The organism is Luteibacter rhizovicinus, assembly GCF_004342265.1.
GTDB classification, from domain to species: Bacteria; Pseudomonadota; Gammaproteobacteria; order Xanthomonadales; family Rhodanobacteraceae; genus Luteibacter; species Luteibacter rhizovicinus_B.
The window spans coordinates 1-22,418 of sequence record NZ_SMCS01000010.1 but is presented as its reverse complement, the minus strand read 5'-3'; the positions used below and the strand labels follow the sequence as shown (position 1 = coordinate 22,418).

At 63.4% G+C, this 22,418-nt stretch carries 20 protein-coding genes; 1 reads left to right on the top strand and 19 read right to left on the bottom strand.

What is annotated here, in order from left to right:
- Positions 1-64 precede the first annotated feature (64 nt).
- The 13 genes from EC912_RS17930 to EC912_RS17870 all read right to left on the bottom strand — a co-directional run bounded on the left by EC912_RS17930 (position 65) and on the right by EC912_RS17870 (position 15,221).
- The gene (locus EC912_RS17930) at positions 65-943 is read right to left on the bottom strand and encodes a mechanosensitive ion channel family protein (protein ID WP_132146974.1); all 879 of its coding nucleotides are present in this window, start codon (positions 941-943) and stop codon (positions 65-67) included.
- A gap of 366 nt (positions 944-1,309) precedes the next feature.
- On the bottom strand, positions 1,310-3,577 hold the full coding sequence (locus tag EC912_RS17925; RefSeq protein ID WP_132146972.1) for a carboxy terminal-processing peptidase: 2,268 nt from the start codon (positions 3,575-3,577) through the stop codon (positions 1,310-1,312).
- A 22-nt stretch (positions 3,578-3,599) separates the two neighbouring features.
- On the bottom strand, positions 3,600-4,598 hold the full coding sequence (gene lipA, locus EC912_RS17920; RefSeq protein ID WP_132146969.1) for a lipoyl synthase: 999 nt from the start codon (positions 4,596-4,598) through the stop codon (positions 3,600-3,602).
- 14 nt (positions 4,599-4,612) lie between these two features.
- Positions 4,613-5,281, bottom strand: a complete 669-nt coding sequence (lipB, locus tag EC912_RS17915) for a lipoyl(octanoyl) transferase LipB (protein WP_132146966.1) — start codon at positions 5,279-5,281, stop codon at positions 4,613-4,615.
- 243 nt (positions 5,282-5,524) lie between these two features.
- Positions 5,525-5,815 (bottom strand): DUF493 family protein, encoded by a 291-nt coding sequence (locus EC912_RS17910; RefSeq protein ID WP_132146963.1) that lies wholly within the window; start codon positions 5,813-5,815, stop codon positions 5,525-5,527.
- Between the two features lie 12 nt (positions 5,816-5,827).
- Positions 5,828-7,051, bottom strand: coding sequence for a D-alanyl-D-alanine carboxypeptidase family protein (locus EC912_RS17905; protein WP_132146960.1), 1,224 nt, complete (start codon positions 7,049-7,051; stop codon positions 5,828-5,830).
- A gap of 64 nt (positions 7,052-7,115) precedes the next feature.
- Positions 7,116-8,246 carry a septal ring lytic transglycosylase RlpA family protein gene (locus tag EC912_RS17900; protein WP_132146957.1) on the bottom strand — a complete coding sequence of 377 codons (1,131 nt, stop codon included), beginning with the start codon at positions 8,244-8,246 and terminating at the stop codon, positions 7,116-7,118.
- A complete protein-coding gene (gene mltB / locus EC912_RS17895) occupies positions 8,243-9,277 on the bottom strand; it encodes a lytic murein transglycosylase B (protein ID WP_132146954.1) in 1,035 nt (344 codons plus the stop codon). Before mltB ends, EC912_RS17900 begins: the two co-directional genes overlap by 4 nt.
- Positions 9,278-9,339: 62 nt before the next feature.
- The gene (gene rodA / locus EC912_RS17890; RefSeq protein ID WP_132146951.1) at positions 9,340-10,455 is read right to left on the bottom strand and encodes a rod shape-determining protein RodA; all 1,116 of its coding nucleotides are present in this window, start codon (positions 10,453-10,455) and stop codon (positions 9,340-9,342) included.
- A complete protein-coding gene (gene mrdA, locus EC912_RS17885; protein WP_132146948.1) occupies positions 10,452-12,461 on the bottom strand; it encodes a penicillin-binding protein 2 in 2,010 nt (669 codons plus the stop codon). Before mrdA ends, rodA begins: the two co-directional genes overlap by 4 nt.
- Positions 12,458-12,949, bottom strand: a complete 492-nt coding sequence (gene mreD / locus EC912_RS17880) for a rod shape-determining protein MreD (RefSeq protein ID WP_132146945.1) — start codon at positions 12,947-12,949, stop codon at positions 12,458-12,460. The genes mrdA and mreD overlap by 4 nt, the downstream gene beginning before the upstream one ends.
- Complete coding sequence (gene mreC, locus EC912_RS17875; RefSeq protein ID WP_132146942.1) at positions 12,946-13,956, bottom strand: rod shape-determining protein MreC; 1,011 nt, start codon at positions 13,954-13,956, stop codon at positions 12,946-12,948. The genes mreD and mreC overlap by 4 nt, the downstream gene beginning before the upstream one ends.
- 218 nt (positions 13,957-14,174) lie before the next feature.
- Positions 14,175-15,221, bottom strand: coding sequence for a rod shape-determining protein (locus tag EC912_RS17870; protein WP_132146939.1), 1,047 nt, complete (start codon positions 15,219-15,221; stop codon positions 14,175-14,177).
- 267 nt (positions 15,222-15,488) lie between these two features.
- Here EC912_RS17870 and EC912_RS17865 point away from each other — a divergent pair, with 267 nt between their 5' ends.
- Positions 15,489-16,424 (top strand): carbohydrate kinase family protein, encoded by a 936-nt coding sequence (locus EC912_RS17865; RefSeq protein ID WP_132146936.1) that lies wholly within the window; start codon positions 15,489-15,491, stop codon positions 16,422-16,424.
- A gap of 181 nt (positions 16,425-16,605) precedes the next feature.
- Here the strand turns inward: EC912_RS17865 and glpK are convergent, their stop codons facing one another.
- From glpK to EC912_RS19560, 6 genes are all read right to left on the bottom strand, one after another.
- Complete coding sequence (gene glpK, locus EC912_RS17860; protein WP_132146933.1) at positions 16,606-18,108, bottom strand: glycerol kinase GlpK; 1,503 nt, start codon at positions 18,106-18,108, stop codon at positions 16,606-16,608.
- A gap of 14 nt (positions 18,109-18,122) precedes the next feature.
- Positions 18,123-18,827, bottom strand: a complete 705-nt coding sequence (locus EC912_RS17855) for an MIP/aquaporin family protein (protein WP_132146930.1) — start codon at positions 18,825-18,827, stop codon at positions 18,123-18,125.
- A 153-nt stretch (positions 18,828-18,980) separates the two neighbouring features.
- Positions 18,981-20,483, bottom strand: coding sequence for a glycerol-3-phosphate dehydrogenase (gene glpD, locus EC912_RS17850; protein WP_132146927.1), 1,503 nt, complete (start codon positions 20,481-20,483; stop codon positions 18,981-18,983).
- A 238-nt stretch (positions 20,484-20,721) separates the two neighbouring features.
- Complete coding sequence (locus EC912_RS17845) at positions 20,722-21,489, bottom strand: DeoR/GlpR family DNA-binding transcription regulator (protein WP_132146924.1); 768 nt, start codon at positions 21,487-21,489, stop codon at positions 20,722-20,724.
- A gap of 70 nt (positions 21,490-21,559) precedes the next feature.
- Positions 21,560-22,123 carry a TIGR00645 family protein gene (locus tag EC912_RS17840; RefSeq protein WP_132146921.1) on the bottom strand — a complete coding sequence of 188 codons (564 nt, stop codon included), beginning with the start codon at positions 22,121-22,123 and terminating at the stop codon, positions 21,560-21,562.
- 66 nt (positions 22,124-22,189) lie between these two features.
- Positions 22,190-22,418: hypothetical protein (locus EC912_RS19560; RefSeq protein WP_207906890.1), on the bottom strand; the 229-nt coding region annotated here is incomplete at its 5' end.

Genomic DNA, 22,418 nt, shown 5'->3' with positions numbered 1-22,418 from the left:
CGGCGCAACCCTCTAATCATAATCCCTGTTCAGACATTTCCCACGGTTTAAACGGTTGTTTGGCTCATTTCGGGGCCTGCGGCGAGGGCATCAGCGGGTGCGCGGACGCCTCTGCGGGCCCTGGCTGGCTCACCACGCGGATCTCGCTCTGCGGGAAGGGAATGGTGATGCCGGAGGCATCGAAGTGTTCTTTCACGCTGCGCAGGAGGCTGGTCTGGGTCTCCCAAAGGTCCGCGGTGGCGGTCCAGCCGCGGATGACGAGGTTGACGGCGCTGTCGCCCAGGGCTTCGGTCCAGACACCGGGTGCCGGGTCCTTGAGGATGCGCGGATCGGCGGCGAAGAGCTGGCGGACGGTGTCCATGGCTTTGCCGATGTCGTCGCCGTAGCCGATGCCGACCTTGATCTCGAAGCGGCGGGTGCCACGGCGGTTGTAGTTGATGATGGCATCGCCGCCCACCTTGGCATTCGGCACGACCGCCTCGCGGTTATCGGGCATGACGAGATAGGTGTGCATCAGGTTGACGCTCTGGACCGTGCCTTCGACGCCGCCGATGAGAACGAAATCGCCTACCCGGAACGGACGGAACAGGATCAGCAGGACGCCCCAGGCCAGATTGGACAGGGAGCTGTTTAGTGCCAGGCCGATGGCCAGGCCAGCGGCGCCCAGCGCGGCGACGAAGGGCGCGGTGGGAATGCCCGCGACACCCATGGCCTGGACGATCAGCAAGGCGATCAGGATGCCGTAAATGATATTGCGCAGGAAAAGCGCGAGCGTGACGTCGACGCTGGCCCGTTCGAGCGCGCGGCGACTGAAATTGGCTAAACGTGCGGCGAACCAGAAGCCGACGACGACAACGAGCAGCGCAATGCCGATCTTGATGCCGTACCGGGAAAGGTTCTGCGAGAAATGTTCGAAGCCGATGGAGGCGAAGAAATCGTTCATGGGCTGCCCTGTCGTGGAATTCGGCGGGGAGGGTAACAGGGGGATGGTGAATGATGGGTTGGCTGGGAGGCGCTTGTTGGGAGGCACCTTCCGTGGGAGCGCGCCTGCGCGCGAAAGCTTACGGAGCGTAGATGCCGTACGTTGCATCCGCAGCCAGATCGGCGGGCTCGCGATGCGAGCATCGGGCTTCATCGCCCCGTAGGCTTTCGCGCGCAGGCGCGCTCCCACAGAAGGCGTGCCCTCACAGAAAGCGTGCTCCCACAGAAAGCCATGGAAAGCCGCCGAAGGCCGCGGAAAGCCAACGCCGGCATTAAGGAGATCGACGTTTTCCGAACGTAAAAAAAGGCGCCTTTCGGCGCCTTCTTCTTAGTGCGGGCTCGACGGTTGCGGCGGTGGAACCTGTGCCGTCTGCGCGGGAGCCATGTCGATTTTCTTTCCGCCGTACGGAAGTACCGTGGCGGCGAGTTTGCCATCGGCCTTCAGCATGCCGACTTCGTCGCCGACGATATGCGCGGCTTCGTCGAGCGGCGTGTCCTTGGCTTTCTTCGCCGCGCTTTCGGACTTCAGCTCGGACTTCAGGCTGCGCTCGTTCGGATTCAGGCCATCGTCGCCGCTGTTGTCGTCGGTGGTGTTATCCGAACCGTCGCCGCCGAAGATGGATTTGCGACGATTGCGGAAATCGGTCTGCATCGTGTCGTACTGCTTGCGTTCGGCCTGACGCGCCGCGAAGTTCAGCGACACGTCGGTCTTGTCGCGCAGCTTCTTGTATTGCGCCAGTTCGTCGAGCATCAGCTTCCACGCCGGCGACGTGGCGACACGTGCCTCGTGCTTCTGCGTCAGCGGCACGAACAGCGGCTTCAGATCGGCGACCGGCTTGTAGTCGGCCGGCGGAATCTGCCGCCACGGCAGCGCGTTGTCGTAGGTCGACTCGCCGAAGTCCTTCGCGTCGCCGTTCTCGGGGAACTTGATGTCGGGCGTGACACCACGCAGCTGCGTGCTGTCGCCGTTGATGCGGATGAACTCGGCGATGGTCATCTTCAGTTCGCCGTACTGCGGCTTCTCGGAACTGCTGCCGCGGCCGAACTTGTCGAGGTCGACGAGATTCTGCACGGTGCCCTTGCCGAACGTGGGTTCGCCGATGATGAGGCCGCGACCGTAATCCTGGATCGCCGCCGCGAAGATCTCGGACGCCGACGCCGAACCGCGATTGACCAGCACAGCCAACGGGCCATCCCATGCCATGCCCGGCGCATCGTCGCCCTGCGCTTCGACCTGACCGCGCGCGTCGCGCACCTGCACGACCGGACCGGTGTCGATGAACAGACCGGTGAGTTCGGTCGCTTCGCTCAGCGAACCGCCGCCGTTGTTGCGAAGGTCGATGACGACGCCTTCGACCTTGTCGGCTTTCAGTTCGGTGAGCAGCTTCGCGACGTCGCGGGTGGCGCTCTTGAAGTTGGCGTCGCCGGCGCGGCGTGCGCCGAAGTCCTGATAGAAGGTGGGCAGTTCGATGATGCCGATCTTGCGGTCGACATCGCCGTCCTTGACGTCGATGACCTTCTTCTTGGCCGCCTGCTCTTCCATCGTGACCTTCTTGCGGACGAGCGCGATGAACTCGTGCTTGCCGTCGAGGCCTGCGTCCGCCGGAAGGATTTCGAGGCGGACCGTCGTATCTTTCTTGCCGCGGATCAGCTTGACCACGTCGTCCTGGCGCCAGCCGACGACATCGACCATCGGGCCGGTTTCGCCCTGCCCGATCGCCACGATGCGGTCGCCCGGCTTGATTTTGCCCGACTTGCTGGCGGGACCGCCCGGCACGAGTTCGCGCACCTGGGTGTAATCGTCGCGCGCCTGAAGCACCGCGCCGATGCCTTCCAGCGAGAGCTTCATCGCGATGTCGAAACTGTCCGCCGCACGGGGGCCGAGGTAATCGGTGTGCGGATCGGTGGATTCGGCGTACGCGGTCATGAACGCCTGCGTGGCGTCTTCGTTGTCGAGCTGACGCACCCGGGTGATGTAGTTCGCGTAACGCTTGTCGAGGGTCTTGCGGATGTCGTCGTCGTTCTTGCCGGCGAGTTTCAGACGCAGCCAGTCGTTCATCGTGCGCTTGCGCCACACGTCGTCGAGCTCGGCCTGGTCTTTCGGCCATGCGGCCTTCTTGCGGTCGAAGTTGTAGCTGTCGTTACCGTTGAAGTCGAAACCCTTCGCCAGCAGGCCACGGGCATAATTCATGCGGTCGACGGCGCGTTCGACGTACAGGTTGAACACCGAAAACGGCCCGGTCAGGTCCTGGTTCCAGATGGCATCGTCGAACTGCGTTTTCAGCGGTTCGAACTTCGCCATATCGGCCTGGGTGAAGAAGACCTTTTCGCTGTCCAGCGCGTCGAAGTAGGCCTTGTAGATTTTGGCCGACATGGCGTCGTCGAGCGGCTGTGCCTGGTAATGGAAACGCGTCAGGAAGCGCGCCGACAGCTGCGCGGCCTGCGCCTCCGCGACGGTCGGCTTCAGCGGTAGCGTCGATACCTTGCGCCCGGGTTCCGGCGACGTGGCCGCCTGCGACGCGTCGGGTGCGTTCTGGGCGTACGCGCCCGCGGCGGAAAGAGCCAGAAACAGGACTAACGCGGGACGAAAGGACATACGTGTATTGCCTCGTTGCGCTTTATTCGACGACACCGGCGGCGTGAGCCATCAGGTCGGCATGGTAGGAAGAACGCACCAGCGGACCGGAAGCGACATGGCCGAAGCCCATCTGCTCACCAGCGACGCGCAGCGCCTCGAATTCGTCCGGCGTCCAGTAACGAACCACCGGATGGTGATGCGCCGTCGGCTGCAGGTATTGGCCGATCGTGATCATGTCGACGTCATGGGCACGTAAATCCCGCATGGTCTCCAGCACCTGTTCCAGGGTTTCGCCGAGACCGAGCATGATGCCGGACTTGGTCGGAACGTCGGGATGCTGCGCCTTGAAGCGCTTCAGGAGGTCGAGCGACCACTGGTAATCGGCGCCCGGACGCACTTCGCGATACAGGTGCGGCACGGTTTCCAGATTGTGGTTGAAGACGTCCGGCGGGAAGTCTTTCATGACTTCGAGCGCACGCTCCATACGACCCTTGCCGCGGAAGTCCGGCGTGAGGATTTCGATACGGATATTCGGGCTGGCATGGCGCACCGCGCGGATGCACGACGCGAAATGTTCCGCACCGCCATCGCGCAGGTCGTCGCGGTCCACCGAGGTGATGACCACGTATTTCAGGCGCATGTCGCGAATGGTTTCGGCCAGGCGCGCCGGCTCCAGCGGATCGGGCGGCTGCGGACGGCCGTGGGCCACGTCGCAGAACGAGCAGCGGCGCGTGCAGACCTCGCCCAGGATCATGAACGTGGCGGTGCCCTTGCTGAAGCACTCGTGGATGTTCGGGCACGAGGCTTCCTCGCACACCGTGACCAGCGAGTTCTCGCGCAGGCGCGACTTCAGCTGCTGCACGGCATTGCCCTGCGGCAGGCGAACGCGGATCCAGCTCGGCTTGCGCAACGTCGGCACGTTGGTGTCGAAATTGGCGCGATTCAGGCCAATTTTGTCGTTGCCCACCATTTTCTCGCCCGGCTTGTCGACCACGGCGATAGGGATGGATCGGGAGGGGGATGTGGTGGTTTGGCTCATGACGTCTACCAGCCTCAGACCGCGATGCGGGCCGGGAGTTCGGGAAGAGTGGGGGCGGCCGGCACAGCGTCGAAGCCAAACTGGCGGGAGAACTGCTCCACCAGCACGTCTTCCACGTCCGCCAGTCGCGACGGACCGCCCAAGTCTAGCACCTGCGTGACTTCCAAACCCTTGTAGCCGCAGGGGTTGATGCGGTGATAGGGCTCGAGGTCCATGTTCACGTTGAAGGCCAGCCCGTGGAAACTGCACCCGCGCCGGACACGCAACCCGAGCGCCGCGACCTTGGCGCCGGCCACGTAGACGCCGGGGGCGCCTTCGATGCGTTCGGCACCGATATTCCATTCGCCGAGGGTGTCGATGATGGCCTGTTCGATGCGGTTGACCAGTTCGCGCACGCCCACGCCGACGCGGCGCAGGTCGATCAGGGGATAGGCCACGATCTGGCCGGGACCGTGGTAGGTCACCTGGCCGCCGCGATCGACCGGCACGACCGGGATGTCTCCCGGCGTCAGCACGTGCTCCATCTTGCCCGCCTGCCCCAGCGTGAAGACCGGATCGTGTTCCAGCAGCCACAGCTCGTCGACGGTATCGTCCGTGCGGTTATCGGTGAAGGCGCTCATCGCCTTCCAGATGGGCTCGTAGGGAACGCGGCCCAGCCGGCGCACGTTGAGGGGTAAGGACATGGGGAATGACCTGGATGGGGTGCTCAACGTGTGAATTTGCGGGCTTGGGGGGTGCGATACAAGAGGACAGATGCTCTCTGTGGGAGCGCGCCTGCGCGCGAAAGCCAACGGAGCGGTGAAGCCGAGAGTGACGTCCGCGAGCCCGGCGTTCGGGCCCGCGACGCAAGCTACCCACTTCACCGCTCCGTTGGCTTTCGCGCGCAGGCGCGCTCCCACAGGGGTTTCGCAGGCATATTGATTGGATTACAGCGTAAAGCGGATGTTTTCGTCTGCCTTGAGAGCTGCGTGCGCCTCGTCGTACTTCTCGCGAGTGAGCGCCACGAAGGTGACCGAGACCGACTGGTAGTTGCCCGCCGGGGTCTTCTTCGTACTCAGCGTCTCGTGCAGCACCTTCAACCCGATGCCGGCGAGGATCTCCGGAACGCGCGCATCCAGGCCCTTGTCGGCAAAGCCTATAGCCGTGATTTCGAATTCGCCGGGGAACTGGAAGCCCTGGTCCGGACGCTTTATGGCGTGCAGGTCGATGTGCTGCATCTGAGAGCCCTCTTACTTTTTGTCTTTGTCGCCGTCGCTGTGGAACCACAGCATGATCGTGTCCCACAGACGCGAGAAGAAACCACCTTCGGGCGCATCGGCCAACGCGACCAGCGGCGCGGTGATGACGGGCTGGCCGTCCAGGGTCACGCGCAGCGTGCCGACCTGCTGGCCCTTCTTGAACGGGGCGATCAGCGTGGCGGGGATATCGAGATTGGCCTTCAGCTTGTCGTAGTCGCCGCGCTTGACCGACACCATGGCGTCTTCGGCTACGCCGAGGGCGATGGTGTTTTCGGCGCCCTTCCAGAGCTTGGGCGTGGCGAGCGGCTTGTTGGCTTCGTACAGCTTGTGGGTTTCGTAGAAGCGGAAACCGTAGTTGAGCAGCGCCAGCGCGGCGTCGGCGCGACCCTTCTCGCTACCGGCACCCATGACGATGGCGATCATACGGGCGTCGCCCTGCTTGGCCGAGGCGGCGAGGCAGTAGCCGGCGGCGGCGGTGTGACCGGTCTTGATGCCGTCGACGGTCTGGTCGCGCCACAGCAGCAGGTTACGGTTGTGCTGCTTGATGCCGTTCCATTCGAATTCCTTGACCGCGGAAATCGCGTAGTCCTCGGGGAAGTCGTGGATCAGCGCACGGGACAGGATTGCGATGTCGCGCGCGGTGGTGAAGTGATTGGCAACCGGATAACCCGACGCGTTCTGGAACTGGCTGTGCTCCATGCCCAGCTGCTTCGCGTACGCGTTCATCAGGTTGGCGAACGCGGGCTCGGAGCCGGCGGTGTGCTCGGCGAGCGCGATGGCGGCGTCGTTACCCGACTGGATGATCATGCCGTACAGCAGGTCTTTCAGCGGCACCTGGCTGTTGAGCTTCAGGAAGCTGGTGGAGCCGTCGGTGCCCGCACCGCCGCCACGCCAAGCGTTTTCGCTGATGTTGACCGGGTCGGTCATGTGGACCTTGCCATTGGCCACTTCTGCCGACACGACGTAGTCGGTCATGACCTTGGTGATCGAGGCGGGCTCGACCTGCATGTCCGGCTCTTTCGAAGCGAGGATCTGGCCGGTGGTGTAGTCCATCAGCACCCAGCTCTTGCCTTCCACATCCGGCGGCGGCGGCACCGGCGCTTCCGGCACCACGGGGCGCGGGACAGTCGGACGGGGCGGCGTCTGTGCAACGGTGACGCCAGCGATCAGGGCGACTGCGGCAAAGGCGAAAAGTGAGCGGGGCAACAGGGTCATTGTTTCGGCAATCCAAGTGAAGTCTGAAGAAATCGTGCGGCTCTTCGAGGCCGCTCAAAGCGGGTCAGTCTACCGCGACCTGCGGCCTGGGCAGGCCCATATTGGCTATCTGGTCGGTCACGCGATCGGCGGTGTCCACGTCGGCCAGGGGTCCGACCCGCACCCGGCGCACGCTGCGCCCGTTGATACTGGCCTCCACCACACTGACCGGTCCGAGGCCGGCCCGGTTCAACTGGTCGGCGACGCGGGCGGCGTTGGACATGTCCGAAAATGCGCCAACCTGCAGATAAATAGAAGGTTTTGGCTCTACGACCGACGCATCCGGAGGCATCGGGCCAGCCGGAACCCGCGCGGGCGCCACCGTGAACGGGCCAGCGACGATGGCCGTGCCCGAAAGTGTGGCCGGCATTGTCTGAACGGCGGACGGCGGCGGCGCACTGACCGCGGGACGGGGAACGACCGGCGGCGCGACGGGCATGGGGCGCGGCGGCGGCGCGGCGACGAAGGCCGGAGGCGCGTCGTCGCCGGGATGCTGGGGATCGATGGCCCGCACTTCGACCAGACCCGTACCCTTCGGCCAGACGCCCAGTTTCACGGCCGCGGCGAACGACAGGTCGATGATGCGATTCTCGTGGAAAGGTCCGCGATCGTTGATACGAACGATGACGCTGCGCCCGTTCTCGAGATTGGTCACGCGCGCGTAGCTCGGCAGCGGAAGGGTCTTATGCGCGGCCGAGAACTGATACATGTCGTACTCCTCCAGACTGGAGGTTTTATAGCCGTGGAACTTGTTGCCGTAGAACGATGCGATGCCGCGTTCGACGTAACCGCGCGGGGACGGCAGCACGTTATAGCTTTTGCCAAGCACGCTATAGGGCGACTTATTGCCGTACAGCGCACGCGGCTCGACCTTGGGAACCGGCTCGGGCAACTTGCTGACGTCGGGAGCATCGGTCGGCACGCTGTCGTTGTCGACGCTGTAGCGCGAGCCTTGCGATTTGCGGATATCGTCGCTACGTCCCGATCCGCTACGCGACGAGGAACCGCTGGCGTGCGAGCCTTTCGAGGGTCGCGCGTTACGCGATCCACCGCAGCCCGCGAGTAGTGCCACCAGCGCGCAAAGCAGCAACAGACCGGCAACGCGGCCGATCCGACGAGACTGGTTTGGCTCCCTCCCCGCGCCGCGTCGCGTCATCGTCCGGAACCTGCTCCATGTGTGCGCTCGCGGATGGCCTGTGCGAGCTGGTCGACGGCCATGGCGTAGAGCGGACTGCGGTTATAGGTGGTGATGACGTAGAAGTTCTGGAAGGTGAACCAGTATTCGTCGCCGGACACGCCGTCGAGCCGGACCAGCGCGGCATCGCGACCCGGTGCCAGGTGCTGCACCGGCGCGTAGCCGTCGGCCATGTAACGCTCGACCGGCGCGGTCGGACGATAGTCCTTGAGGACGTCGGGTGCGACGGCACTGCGATCCGGCTGGGCGCGCGCGGCGACAGGGCCGCCCGCTTCCCAACCGTGCTTCGCGAAATAGTTGGCGACGCTTTCGAAAATGTCGGGCATGGAGCCCTTCATATCGATGCGGCCGTCGTGGTCGCCGTCGACACCGTAGTCGCGGATGCTCGACGGCATGAACTGACCCCAACCCTGCGCGCCGGCATACGAACCGGTGAGGGTGTCGAGCGGACCGGCGAGATGGTTGTCCGGCAGGATCAGCAAAGCCTTCAGCTGTTCGCGGAAGAACGGCGCGCGCTTGGGGTAATAGAACGCCAGTGTCGACAAGGCATCCAGCACCTTGTACTTGCCCGTGTTGCGGCCGTAGAAGGTTTCCACGCCGACGATGGCCACGATGTATTCGGGCGGCACACCGTACTTTTTACCGATGCCGTCGAGCAGCGCGCGGTGTTCCTGGTAGAAATCCGCACCGGCGGCGATGCGCTGCTCGGTCAGGAAGATCGGACGATAGTCCTTCCACGGCTTGCCTTCGGCGGGCCGGCTGATCGCATCCAGAATGCTCTGCTGTTTCTTCGCGCCATCCAGGAGGGCGGTGAGTTTTGCCGGGCTCTTCCCGGTTTCCTTCGCCACTTCCTTGACCAGTTGCGCTTCGCCCGGATGCGTTTCGGCATGCGCGGTGGCGGCAATCAACGGAAAGACGAACAGCGCGCCGGCGAGGCGGCGGATCCGGTTCGTGGCGGGGCGTGCGCTGCGCGCTATCGAGACATCATCCATGCGCCGAAGCGTAGCACGCGTTCTCGCGCTTTCCGGGCCATGAATGTGGCTTTGTTCAGGCATCACTCGTGCAGCTTACGGTTCGCATGGATGGACATCAGCACGCCGAATCCAACGAGCAGCGATACGGCCGACGTACCGCCGTAACTGACCAGCGGCATCGGCACGCCGACGACGGGCAACATGCCCGCGACCATGCCGCCGTTGACCACGACGTATACGAAAAAGCTCATGCCGATGGCGCCAGCAAGCAGGCGCGAATACGTGTCGCGCGCGTTCATGGCGATCCACAGGCAACGGCCGATGATGAACGCGTAGAGCACGACGATGGCGCAGACGCCCACCAGCCCGAACTCTTCGGAGAACACCGCGAAAATGAAGTCGGTGGTATGTTCGGGCAGGAATTCCAGGCGGGACTGCGTGCCCTGCCCCCAGCCCTTGCCGAAGACGCCGCCGGAACCGACCGCGATCTTCGACTGGATGATGTGCCAGCCGTTGCCCAGCGGATCGGACTCGGGATCGAGCAGCGTGCGCACGCGATTGCGCTGATATTCGTGCAGGAAGGTCCAGGCCACCGGAATGACCGCGCCGACGGCGGCGAGCAGCGCACCGATGCGCCACCAGGCCATGCCCGAAAGGAACAGCGCGAAAGCACCCGCCGCCGCGACGAGCAGGGCCGTTCCGAGGTCGGGCTGTTCGGCGATCAGGCCCGCGGGAACCGCGATCAGCAGCCCGACCACGATGATGTCCTTCCAGCGCGGCGGCAACTGCCGGGGATGCAGGTACCAGGCGACCATCATCGGCATCGTCAGCTTGAGCAGCTCCGATGGCTGGAAGCGCATGAAGCCCAGATCCAGCCAACGGTACGCGCCGCGGCCTTCGCCCAGCACGGCGACCACCACCAGCAGGGCCGTGCTGCCTACGTAGAGCCACGGCGTCCACGATCGCAGCACCGGTGGAGGAATACGGGAAATGATGGCGAGCAGGACGCCGCCGAGCGCGAAACGCGCGGCCTGACCGCCCACCAGCGACAGGTTGCCGTTGCCCGCGCTGTACAGCGTGGCCAGACCCGCGCAGCCCAGCATAAACAAGGCAAGCAACAGCGGCAGGTCGAGCCGCGGACGCTTGAGCAACCGAAGCCCGAAACGGCGCATGCGTGCCGGAATGCTGGCGATCATGGCGTGTCTCCGGTGGATTCGGCATCGGCGGGCACATCGGCGGGCGCGCCGCCCGGTGCATCGGACGGGGACGAGCTGCCGGGCGCGGGCTCATGCTCGGCGTCGGGCACCGGTTCGGTGGTGACGGCATCGATCGGACCCGGATCGGTCGGCCGCGGGCCGCCCTGCTCCACGACCCATTCGTCGAGAATTTTGCGCGCGATGGGACCGGAATCTTTCGCGCCCCACGCGCCCGCTTCGAGCACGACGGCCACGGCGATGCGCGGATCTTCCGCTGGCGTGTACGCGATAAAGAGAGCGCGATGGCGAGTCGCCAGGTAAGCGAGATTCTTGTTTTCGTTGTAAGCGTTGGTGGTACGCGAGAAACGTTCCGCCGTGCCGCTCTTGCCGGCGATCACGTAGGGAAAACCCTTGCCGAGGCCCTTACCGGTACCCGTGCCGTTGATCACGGCGATCATGCCCTGGTCGACCGCGTCCCAGTCGGCCTGTTTCTTGATGATCGACTCGCCGGGCGGGAAGCTCTGCGCTACGCGCGGACTATCGACGCCATCCTGGGTATCCAGCAGCAGATGCGGGGTATACGGGATGCCCTTGCCCGCGAATGTCGCCGTGGCATGGGCCAGCTGCAACGGCGTGACGGACCAGTAACCCTGGCCGATGCCGGCGATGACGGTTTCGCCCGGGTACCAGCCCGCTTTGCTGCGCGTGGCCTTCCACTCGCGCGACGGCAGGATGCCTTCCACCTCGCCCACCAGATCGATACCGGTCTTGCTGCCAAAGCCGAACTTGCTCATCCAGCCACTGAAGCGATCGATGCCCATGTCGAGCGCGAGTCTGTAGAAGTACGTATTCGTCGACTTCTCGATGGCGCGGACCATATTGACGACACCGTTGCCGCCGCGCACATCGTCGCGATAGCAGCGGGACTGTCCCGGAATACAGAACTCGCCCGTCGACAGCACTGTGTCCGAAGGGCGGCGCAACCCAAGCTCCAGACCGCCCAGGGCAATGAACGGCTTCACCGTCGAGCCGGGCGGATACACGCCGCGCAATGCACGGTTGTACAGCGGCTTGTCCGGCGCGGTCATCAGCGCGGTGTAGTCGGCATGGCTGATGCCGTTGACGAAGAGATTGGGGTCGTAGTCCGGCACGCTGACGAAGGTCAGCACCTGACCGTTGCGCGGATCGATGGCGATCGCGGCGCCCGATCGGCCCGCGAACGCTTCCTCGGCGACTTTCTGCAGGCGAACGTCGATGCTGAGGTAGATATTCTTGCCGGGGGTGGGCGGCGTCGTATCGAGTACGGCCTGGGTCCGGCCATCGGCGTTCACTTCGACCAGCTCGTAGCCCGGCATGCCGTGCAGCAGGTCTTCGTAGTAGCGCTCGATGCCGATGCGGCCGACATGCGTCGTGCCTTTGTAGCGCGCTTCGTCCAGACGGTTGAGATCGTCGGCGTCGATGCGACTGACGTAACCCACGACATGCGCCATACGCGCACCCTGGGGATAGCGCCGCGTGAGATAAGGCACGACGTCCACGCCGGGGAATCGCCAGCGATTCACGGCGAAGCGGCCGATCTCGTCCTCGGTGAGCTTCAGCTTCAGCGGGATGCCGTCGAAGCGTCGACCGGCCTTCGCCTGCTTCTTGAACGTCTCGATGTCGTCGTCGCTGATCGGTACGACATTGCCCAGCCGCGCGAGCATGCCGTCCATGTCCTTGACCTGCTCGGGCGTGACTTCCAGCCGGAAGGCCGGGACGTTATCGGCCAGCAGCACACCGTTGCGATCGTAGATCAGACCGCGCGCGGGCGGAATGGCGCGCGGCTTGATGCGGTTCTGTTCCGAGCGCGCCGCGAACTCGTCGTGGTGCATCACCTGCAGGTAGACGTAGCGGCAGATCAGCGCCGAAAGCCCGAGCAGGATCAGCCCGAACCCGGCCAGCGCGCGGCGCCTGAAAAGCGCCACTTCGCCGCGCATTTCCTTGATGGATGCGCGCCGCGTGCTCATGCCTCGTGGATGCGCAGTCGCGCACGGAGGTCGTCGAGGATAAGGAACAGGAACGGCCAGATCGCCGCGCCGACAAAGGGCGATATCCAGTATTCGGCGGGCGGCAGCGCGTCACCGCCCAGCACGCGCACCAGCAACAGCAGCACACGGTCGTTGAGCAGGAAGGCGAGCACGGCCAGCGATTGCTGCCACATCGGGAAGAAACGCAGCCGCGAGCGGAAGCGCAGCGCGATGAAGACCATCGCCGTCAGGCGCAACGCCTGTTCGCCGAGCAACACGCCGTCGAACAGATCGGCGCCCACGCCGATGCAGAAGGCGAGCCCGAGCGTCACGCGATCGCCCGATTGCAGGCACCAGTACAGCAGCACCAGCGCGGGCCAGTAGGGTTTCAGCGGCGTCAGCGGCGACGGCAGCGGAATGAGCATGAGGAACAGCGACCCGAGCAAGGTCGCGATGAACCACAGGAGACGAACGCGTTGACGATTCATGGATTCACCGCCGGCCGGGTCGTCGTGGCGGTAGAGGCGCGCGCCGGCACGGGCGTCGCGGTGGGCGACGTCACGCTGGGCAGCGTTGCCGCGGGCGGCGCGGCTGGCATGGCCATATCCGCGGGCGGGCCTGCGACAGGCGCGGGCGGCGGCGGACCGGCGGGCTCGGCGAGATCGTGCAGCAGCAGGACGTCCTCGCTGCGATCCAGATCGGCGGCGGGGCGAGCCTGCGCCGAAAGGAACGTGCCCGATGGCGTCTGCGCCACGTCGCGGATTTCGCCGACCGGAAATCCGGGCGGGAAGCGGCCGCCGAGGCCGGAGGTGACGAGCTTGTCGCCCTCCCGCACATCGGACGACACGGGAATATTGGGCAGCACCAGCATGTCGCCCGCGCGGGAGCCGTAGGCAATGGTACGCAGGCCCGTGCGTTCGATAGTCACGGGAATGGCGTGGTTCGGATCGGTGATGAGCATGGCCACGGACGTGGTGGGCATGACATCGACCACCTGCCCCATCACGCCGCGCGCGTCGATGACGACCTGGCCGGGCTTCACCTGGTCGCGGGCGCCGACGTTCAGCACGATGCGATGCCGGAAGGTGCCGAGGTCGACGCCAATCAGGCGTGCGAGCTGCACGTTGAGATTGAGGCTGTGCTGGGTGTCCAGCAGCTCCTTCAGACGCGTGTTCTGCTCGGCGACGGATGCCATGCGGTTGAGCTTGGCATTGGCCAGCAATAGATCCTCGCGAAGACGCTGGTTCGATTCGGTCAGGCGCTGGCGATCGGCGAAAGCCACCGTGGCGGCGTGGAAGCCCTGCGACGGCAGGCCCGCGATGCGGTAAACCGGCTCGACGACCAGCGACAGTCCGTAGCGCACGTTGGCCAGCCAGCCGCCGCGGTGGTCGAGCACCATCAGGATGCAGGCCAGCGCCAGGTACACGATGAGCTTCAGCGTACCGGCGACGGACCCGGCAAACAGCGGCGAGGAATCATCCCTGTTCAGTGCCATGACGTCAGCACGCTCCGGACGACACGACGCCCGCCGCGAAGCGGCGCGTCGGATCGGTGGACGACGAGGCTGGAAGCGTGGGATGCATGGAGGCTCTGTACCCAGGCCGGCGTTCGCCGGTCGGCGAACGCGGTATTACGAAGGATTGCGGGTGCGGATACGCACCCGGCTTTGGCGAGGACGACGGGACGCGCGATGAGCCCCGTCGTCAGCACCGATCACTCGAACGCGAAGAAATCGCTGCCGTGCTGATCGATCATCTCCAGCGCCTTGCCGCCGCCACGCGCCACGCAGGTGAGCGGGTCGTCGGCCACCATGACGTGCAGGCCGGTTTCTTCGGAGATGAGACGATCCAGGTCACGCAGCAGCGCGCCGCCGCCCGTCAGGACGATGCCGCGCTCGGCGACGTCGGAGCACAGCTCCGGCGGCGTCTGTTCCAGCGCGGCCTTGACGGCCGCCACGATGCCCGACAGGGGCTCGTGCAGCGCTTCCAGCACTTCGTTGGAGTTGATGGTGAACTGGCGCGGCACGCCCTCGGCGAGGTTACGGCCGGAGATTTCGATCTCGCGGACTTCGCTCTGCGGGAAGGCACAGCCGATTTCCAGCTTGATGCGCTCGGCCGTGGATTCACCGATCAGCGTGCCGTGGTTGCGGCGCACGTAATTGATGATGGCCTCGTCGAAGCGATCGCCACCGACGCGCACCGACTGCGAGTACACGATGCCGTTCAGCGAGATGACCGCCACTTCGGAAGTACCGCCACCGATATCGAGCACCATCGAGCCACGCGCCTCGTGCACCGGAATGCCGGCGCCGATGGCGGCCGCCATGGGTTCCTCGATCAGGAACACGTCGCGGGCACCGGCACCTTCGGCCGATTCCTTGATGGCGCGGCGCTCCACCTGGGTGGAACCGCAGGGCACGCAGACCAGCACGCGCGGGCTGGGACGCAGCATGCGCGAGCGGTGAACCTGCTTGATGAAGTGCTGCAGCATCGCCTCGGTCATGGTGAAGTCGGCGATGACGCCGTCCTTCATCGGACGCACGGTGGCGATGTTGCCCGGCGTTCGACCCAGCATGCGTTTGGCATCGGTACCGACGGCGGCAACCGTGCGCGGGCCGCCCGGTCCACGATCCTGGCGGATCGCGACGACGGATGGCTCGTTAAGGACGATCCCCTGGCCCCGCACATAAATCAGCGTATTGGCCGTGCCGAGATCGATGGAAATGTCGTTGGAAAAGAGTCCGCGAAACTTCTTAAACATGATGCGGCAGGCGCCAATAGCGGGAAAAAGTAAGCGTGGCAGTCTAGTTTGGCGCCCCTTCCCACGCAAGGGCGAAGAAGTTAAGAAAGCCTTGTAAGTCTGAATGATGCGAGCATGTTCTCTGCCGTTCGCGTAATTCTGTACGTACTTCGATATCGCCACATCGAAGCATTCCGGGTAGGATTGGAACCTTTGCCGGGCCTTCGTGCCCGCCACCCGCGGCAGCAGGGGTCTGCGCCGCCTCAACCGATATTGGGTCGCCTACGCATGACAGCCGTTATCTGCGGTTCCTTGGCTTACGACACCATCATGGTGTTCCCGGATCAGTTCAAGAATCACATCCTTCCGGACAAGGTTCATATCCTGAATGTTTCGTTCCTCGTGCCGCGCATGCGTCGCGAGTTCGGCGGCTGCGCGGGCAACATTGCCTACAACCTGAAACTGCTCGGCGGCAATCCGATGCCGGTGGCAACCGTTGGCCAGGACTTCGCGCCGTACCGCACGCATCTGGTCAACTGCGGCATCAGCCTGGACAACGTCCGTCAGTACGACGACCAGTTCACGCCGCAGTGCTTCATCACGACCGACCTGGATAACAACCAGATCACCGCGTTCCATCCGGGCGCGATGTCCAGCGCCCATGAAAACCACGTGCGCGATATTCCCGACTGCGAGTTCGGCATCGTTGCGCCGGACAGTCGCGATGCGATGCTCCAGCATGTGGACGAATTCGCGGCGCGCGGCGTGCCCTTCATCTTCGATCCGGGCCAGGCGATGCCGCTGTTCAACGGCGACGAGTTCCGCTCGATGATCGAGAAGTCGACGTATGTCATCGTCAACGATTACGAGTCGCAGCTGCTGCAGCAGCGCACGGGATGGAGCGCGACGGAAATCGCTTCGCACGTCACGGCGTATATCGTCACACAGGGTCCGCGCGGTTCGCTGATCCACACCGCCGGCGACGTGATTGAAATCCCGCCGGCACGCGAGCGTCAGGTCGTCGACCCCACCGGCTGCGGCGATGCTTATCGCGCGGGTCTGATCTTTGGCATCATGAAGGGCTACGACTGGAAGACGGTCGGCCGCATGGCGTCGCTGATGGGCGCGTTGAAGGTCGAGCATCCGGGCACGCAGAACCAGAGCTTTACGTACGAGCAGTTCGCCAGCGAGTTCAACGAACAGTTCGGATATTCGTTCGCGTAACGCGTCGCTTCGATGCGATGAAAAAAGGCGATGCTTTCGGGCATCGCCTTTTTTATGCGCTTTGTATCTTCGCTTCGCAGGCTTCGCGCGCAGGCGCGCTCCCCCAGAGAGCAAGGCACCTGCACAACCAGCTTCTGTGGGAGCGCGCCTGCGCGCGAAACCTAGGAAGCGGTAAAGCCGCTTACTTCACCCGAAAGCCCATCGTAGCTTCCACCGCCTGCTTCCATCCCGCATACAGTTCTTCACGCTGCTGCTCCGGCATGGTCGGCTTGAAGCGCCGGTCCACCGCCCACTTCTTGGCGATTTCTTCCTGGCTGGACCAGAAGCCCGTCGCCAGACCCGCAAGATAGGCAGCACCCTGCGCCGTCGTTTCCTGCACTTCGGGACGCAGCACGGGAATGTTGAGGATGTCCGCCTGGAATTGCGCCATAAAGTCGTTGGCAATAGCGCCGCCGTCCGCGCGCAGTTCCTTGACCGGAATGCCCGAGTCCGTTTCCATGGCGGCGAGCACGTCGCGCGTCTGGTACGCCATCGATTCGAGCGCCGCGCGGATGAACTGCTCCTTCGTCGTACCGCGCGACAGACCGAACACCGCGCCGCGCACGTCGCTACGCCAGTACGGCGCACCCAGTCCTACGAATGCCGGCACGAAGTACACGCCGTCGCTATCGCGCGCGCGTTCGGCATACGATTGGGAATCGCTGGCCTTGCCGAGCATGCGCAGTCCATCGCGCAACCACTGGATCACCGAACCGGCGACGAAGATGCTTCCTTCCAGCGCGTACTCGACCTTTCCGTCGATGCCCCACGCGATGGTCGTCAACAGTCCGTTCTTCGACGTGACAGCCTTCTCGCCGGTGTTCATAAGCATGAAGCAACCGGTGCCATACGTATTCTTCGCAAGACCCGGTTCGAAGCATGCCTGACCGAAGAGCGCCGCCTGCTGATCGCCGGCGACGCCGGCGATGGGCACTTCGCGACCGAGGAAATGCTGCGGCAACGTCGTTCCGTAGACCTCGCTGGACGAGCGCACCTCCGGAAGCATCGCGCGCGGGACATCGAGCATCTTCAGCAGCTCGTCGTCCCATTCCTTCGTGTGGATGTTGAACATCAGGGTACGCGATGCGTTGGTGTAATCCGTGACGTGCGCCTTGCCGCCCGTGAGATTCCAGATAAGCCAGGTGTCGATCGTGCCGAAAAGCAGCTCGCCCTTCTCGGCTCTCTCGTGTGCGCCCTCGACGTGATCGAGTATCCATTTCACTTTCGTGCCTGAAAAATAGGCATCGATGAGCAATCCGGTTTTTGCGCGCACCATGTCTTCGTAGCCATCGGCCTGAAGTTTGTCGCAGATGTCGCGAGTCTGTCTGGACTGCCAAACGATCGCGTTATAAATGGGCTGCCCCGTCGCCTTGTCCCATACGACAGCGGTTTCGCGTTGATTGGTGATGCCAATACCAACGATGGACGCAGCGTCGACACCTGCCTCGTTGATCACTTCCGTAAGCGTCACCAGGACGCTTGTCATGATCTCGCGCGGATTGTGTTCGACCCAACCCGGCTGCGGAAATATCTGGGTGAATTCGCGTTGCGCCATGCCTGCGACGCGCCCGTCGTGATCGAAAAGCATCGCACGGGAACTGGTGGTGCCCTGATCGATAGCGAGAATGTATTTTTTCTTGGTCACGATAAGTCCTCGAATTAGCCGGCAATAGCGCGATAAGTGAAGGCTGCGAGCAACGCACCGATAACGGAGCCAACGATAGGCACCGGTGCATACCCCCAGTCGGAGCCGCCTTTGCCGGGAATGGGAAGTAGTGCGTGCGCGAGGCGGGGACCGAAGTCGCGCGCGGGATTGATGCCATAGCCGGTCGGTCCACCGAGCGACATACCGATGACGACCACCAGCAATGCGACGCCGATCGGCGCGAGACCCGCGGAAAGGTTATTGCTACCGATCGCGAGTACGCAGTAGACGAGAACGAACGTGCCGATCACTTCGGTAAGGATGTTGGACGGCAGCGAACGTACCGCGGGAATCGTGCAGAAGACGCCGAGCTTTACCTTTGGGTCCACGGTACCTGCCCAATGCGGGAGATAGGTCAAATAGACGAGTACGGCGCCGGTAAACGCACCGGCGAACTGGGCGGCCATGTAGCCGGGCACGAGAGCCCAGCTCAGTTTGCCGATGGATGCCATGGCCAGCGTGATTGCCGGATTCAGATGCGCACCGCTCGCTGCGGCGACATAGATACCCATCAGTACGGCAAGTCCCCATGCCCAGGTAATGACGCTCCAACCGGCGTCCTTTGCTTTTGAGTCTTTCAACAATACGCCGGCAACCACGCCGTCGCCGAGCAGAATCATGATCATGGTGCCGAGGAATTCACTTAGATAGACCGACATGGACGCACTCTCCTGTATCCACTCAGACGGCACGATCACTCTGTGCCATCTGGCCAAGGCCCGGAACGCCAGCCGTCCGGATCCAGTCACTACACACGCGCTTCGCCCATGGAGCGACGCGCGCCCTCTTCGTTCAATTTGTCTTCAGGGCGCTCACGCGCTCGTGGCGATTTTCTTTTCGTCGAGGTACCGCGCAAGACGCTCGACCTCGGCGGGAACCAGACGCAAACCAAGCTTGCTTCGACGCCAGAGAATGTCTTCGACCTGCGTTGCCCACTCGTGTCTCACGAGGTAATCCACTTCGGCCCGATACAGGCCACCGCCGAAATGCGGACCGAGCGCTTCCAGTCCCGATGCTTCGCCAAGGAGATCGCGCGCATGCGTGCCGTAGCTGTGCACCAGTCGCCATGCCAGATCTTCCGGTAGCCATGGGCGATCCGCGCGAACGTCGGCAAGCAGCGCATCGATGTCGAACTCGCCGCCGCCAGGCAGCGCGTGTCCCGTGCCAGTCCATGCCGGCTGGGGATTCCCCAACGCCGGACCGAGAAGATCGACGGCTTCCTCGGAGAGCTTCCGGTAGGTGGTGAGCTTTCCGCCGAACACATTCAACAACGGCGGCCCGTTTTGATCGAGTTCGATGTGGTAATCGCGTGTCACTTCCGACGCGTTGCCACTCTTGTCTTCAAGCAATGGCCGCACCCCGCTGTAACTCCACACCACATCGGCAGGCGCTAGGCTGCGCTTGAAATAGCGATTGGCCGCCTCGCACAGATAGGACGTTTCTTCCGCGTCGATGGCCGGATGCGCCGGATCGGCACGGTATTCGATATCGGTGGTACCGATGAGGGTGAAGTCGCGTTCGTAGGGTATGGCGAAGACGATGCGGCGATCGGGCTGCTGGAAAATGTACGCGTAGCGATGTTCGAACAGCTTCGGCACGACGATGTGGCTGCCCTTGATCAAACGCAGTGCGTGATCGTGCTTTACGTGAGCCACGTCGTCGAGAAACGACGAGGCCCAGGGACCGGTCGCATTGACGAGCGCACGCGCACGAATGGTACGCCGGCCCTCCTTCTCCGATTCGAGCTCGACGATCCATTCCGTACCATCGCGTTTTGCACTGATGCAACGCGTGTGCGTGAGTATCTCTGCACCACGCCGTGAGGCATCCATCGCGTTGAGAACCACGAGCCGCGCGTCCTGCACCCAGGCATCGGAATAAACAAAGCCAACGTGAAACTCGTCGCGCAGCGGTTCGCCGGCGACGTGTTTACTGAAACGAATGCGCCGCGAGCCCGGCAACGTGCGGCGGCCGCGACCGAGATGGTCGTAGAGGAACAGGCCGATGCGAATCATCCAGGCCGGACGCAAGTGAGGCTGATGTGGCAGGACGAAACGCAGCGGCCAGATGATGTGCGGCGCCGCACGCAGCAACACTTCGCGCTCGGCGAGGGCCTTGCCTACCAGTGCGAACTCGAACTGCTCGAGGTAGCGCAAACCGCCGTGAATCAGCTTGGTGCTTGCACTCGACGTATGCGAGGCGAGGTCGTCACGCTCGCAAAGTACGACCGACATTCCCCGTCCCGCCGCGTCGCGCGCGATGCCGGCGCCATTGATGCCGCCACCGACTACCAGTACATCGACCTGCTCGATCATTCACCACTCCGAAGGCAAGGCTTACGACGGAGAAGGCCGTCGACCGGGAGAACCATACGCCAGGGAACGTTCGATTTATGAGACAAATGAAAATTGTAAGCGGCAATATTTGCGTATGGCACGCATATTTCGCCATGAGCGAACGTTATCGATCATATTCGAACATTTACAAACATCGCACGCTGCAGTGCAGCGGAGCACCGGGCGGGATGGCTGGCGGGGAGGAGAGGCGCCGACTTCAGTCGGCGATATACAGGTGCGTTCCCGCGGTCTCGAGAAACGCCGCGAGCGGTTCTGGCGGGGCCTGGTCGGTGAACCAGGCGTCCACGCGCGAGAGCGATCCGAGTCGCACGAGGGCGTTGCGCCCTATCTTCGTGTGATCGGCGGCCAGATAGACCTGGCGCGAATGCTCGATGATCGCCTGGGCCACGCGAACTTCCTGGTAGTCGAAATCGAGGAGCGTTCCGTCCAGGTCGATACCGGAAATACCGACGATGCCGAAGTCCACCTTGAACTGACGGATCAGCTCGATCGTCGCTTCGCCCGTCACCCCATGGTCCCTTCCCCGAACGACACCGCCCGCGACGATCACCTCGAACGACGGGTTGTCGCTGAGCATGATCGCGACATTGAGGTTGTTGGTAATGACGCGAAGGCCTTTGTGCGCGAGCAATGCGCGCGCTACGTCTTCGTTGGTCGTCCCTAGATTGATGAAGAGCGATGCACCATCGGGAATGTGCCGCGCAAGTAGTGCGGCAATACGTTGCTTCTCGGCTTGCAGGAGGCCTTTTCGTGCGTTGTAGGCCAGATTTTCGACGCTCGAGGGCGGACTTACACCGCCGTGATAGCGACGTAGCAACCCGGCGTCGCACAGCATCGCGAGGTCGCGACGGATCGTCTGAGCCGTTACGTCGAAATGCACCGCCAGTTGCTCGACGGCAACGAAGCCCTCGCGTTGAACGAGAGCGATCAGTTCTTCCTGGCGGCGATTGAGTGTTGGATCCATCGTTCTCAGAGATAAATGCGAACCGCAGCGACATCATGACCGCTGCGGCTCGCCATGTCATTCCCGGGGCTTAGTGCGGTGCGCCAGAGCGACTCGCCGCGGGCTGCATCACACGATCGATAAAGCCGAGGGCAAGCGCGGAAACCACGAAGGTCAGGTGCAGCAGAATCTGCCACATGATTACGCTTCCATCGAGGTTTTTCGCCTTGATGAATGTGGCCAGGAGATGGATCGACGAGATGCCGATGATCGCCATCGCCAGCTTTACTTTCAGGACGGTGGCGTTTACGTGGGATAGCCATTCGGGCTGATCGGGATGGCCTTCGAGGCGAAGACGGGAAACGAACGTCTCGTAGCCGCCGACGATCACCATAACCAGAAGGTTGGAGATCATGACCACGTCGATCAGGCCGAGGACCGTGAGCATGATCGTCGTTTCGGCACTCTGGTCGGCAACCGCGGCATCGATGCCGCCATGCAGGAGCGAGGTTTCGATCAGGTGCCAGAGCTCGCGCAGGAACTGCACGACGTAGATGGCCTGAGCAAGGATCAATCCGAGGTAGAGCGGCAGCTGCAGCCAGCGCGAAGAGAAGATCAGGTAAGACATCAGGCCTAGGCGGTTGGAGCGTTGCATTCGGGATCTCGTGTTTCTGGGTAATTCCCGATGATAGCGGGTAGGCGCAAGTTCTTGCGGACTTGGTTACTGGAAGGCGGTGCGGGAATGCGCTGATGCTTGTGCCTCACGCGCGGCTTTGGGAGACCTGTTGCGGGTCGTTTCCGGTGGAAACGCGGGCAAAGAAAAACCCGCCACGATGGCTCGTAGCGGGTATTTCAGGATAAAGCCCCTGGCGGTGACCTGTTGCGGGTCGCGCGCGATGCGCGCACCGGCAACAGCCGCAAAGACGAAGGCCTCCCCGATTGGGGAGGCC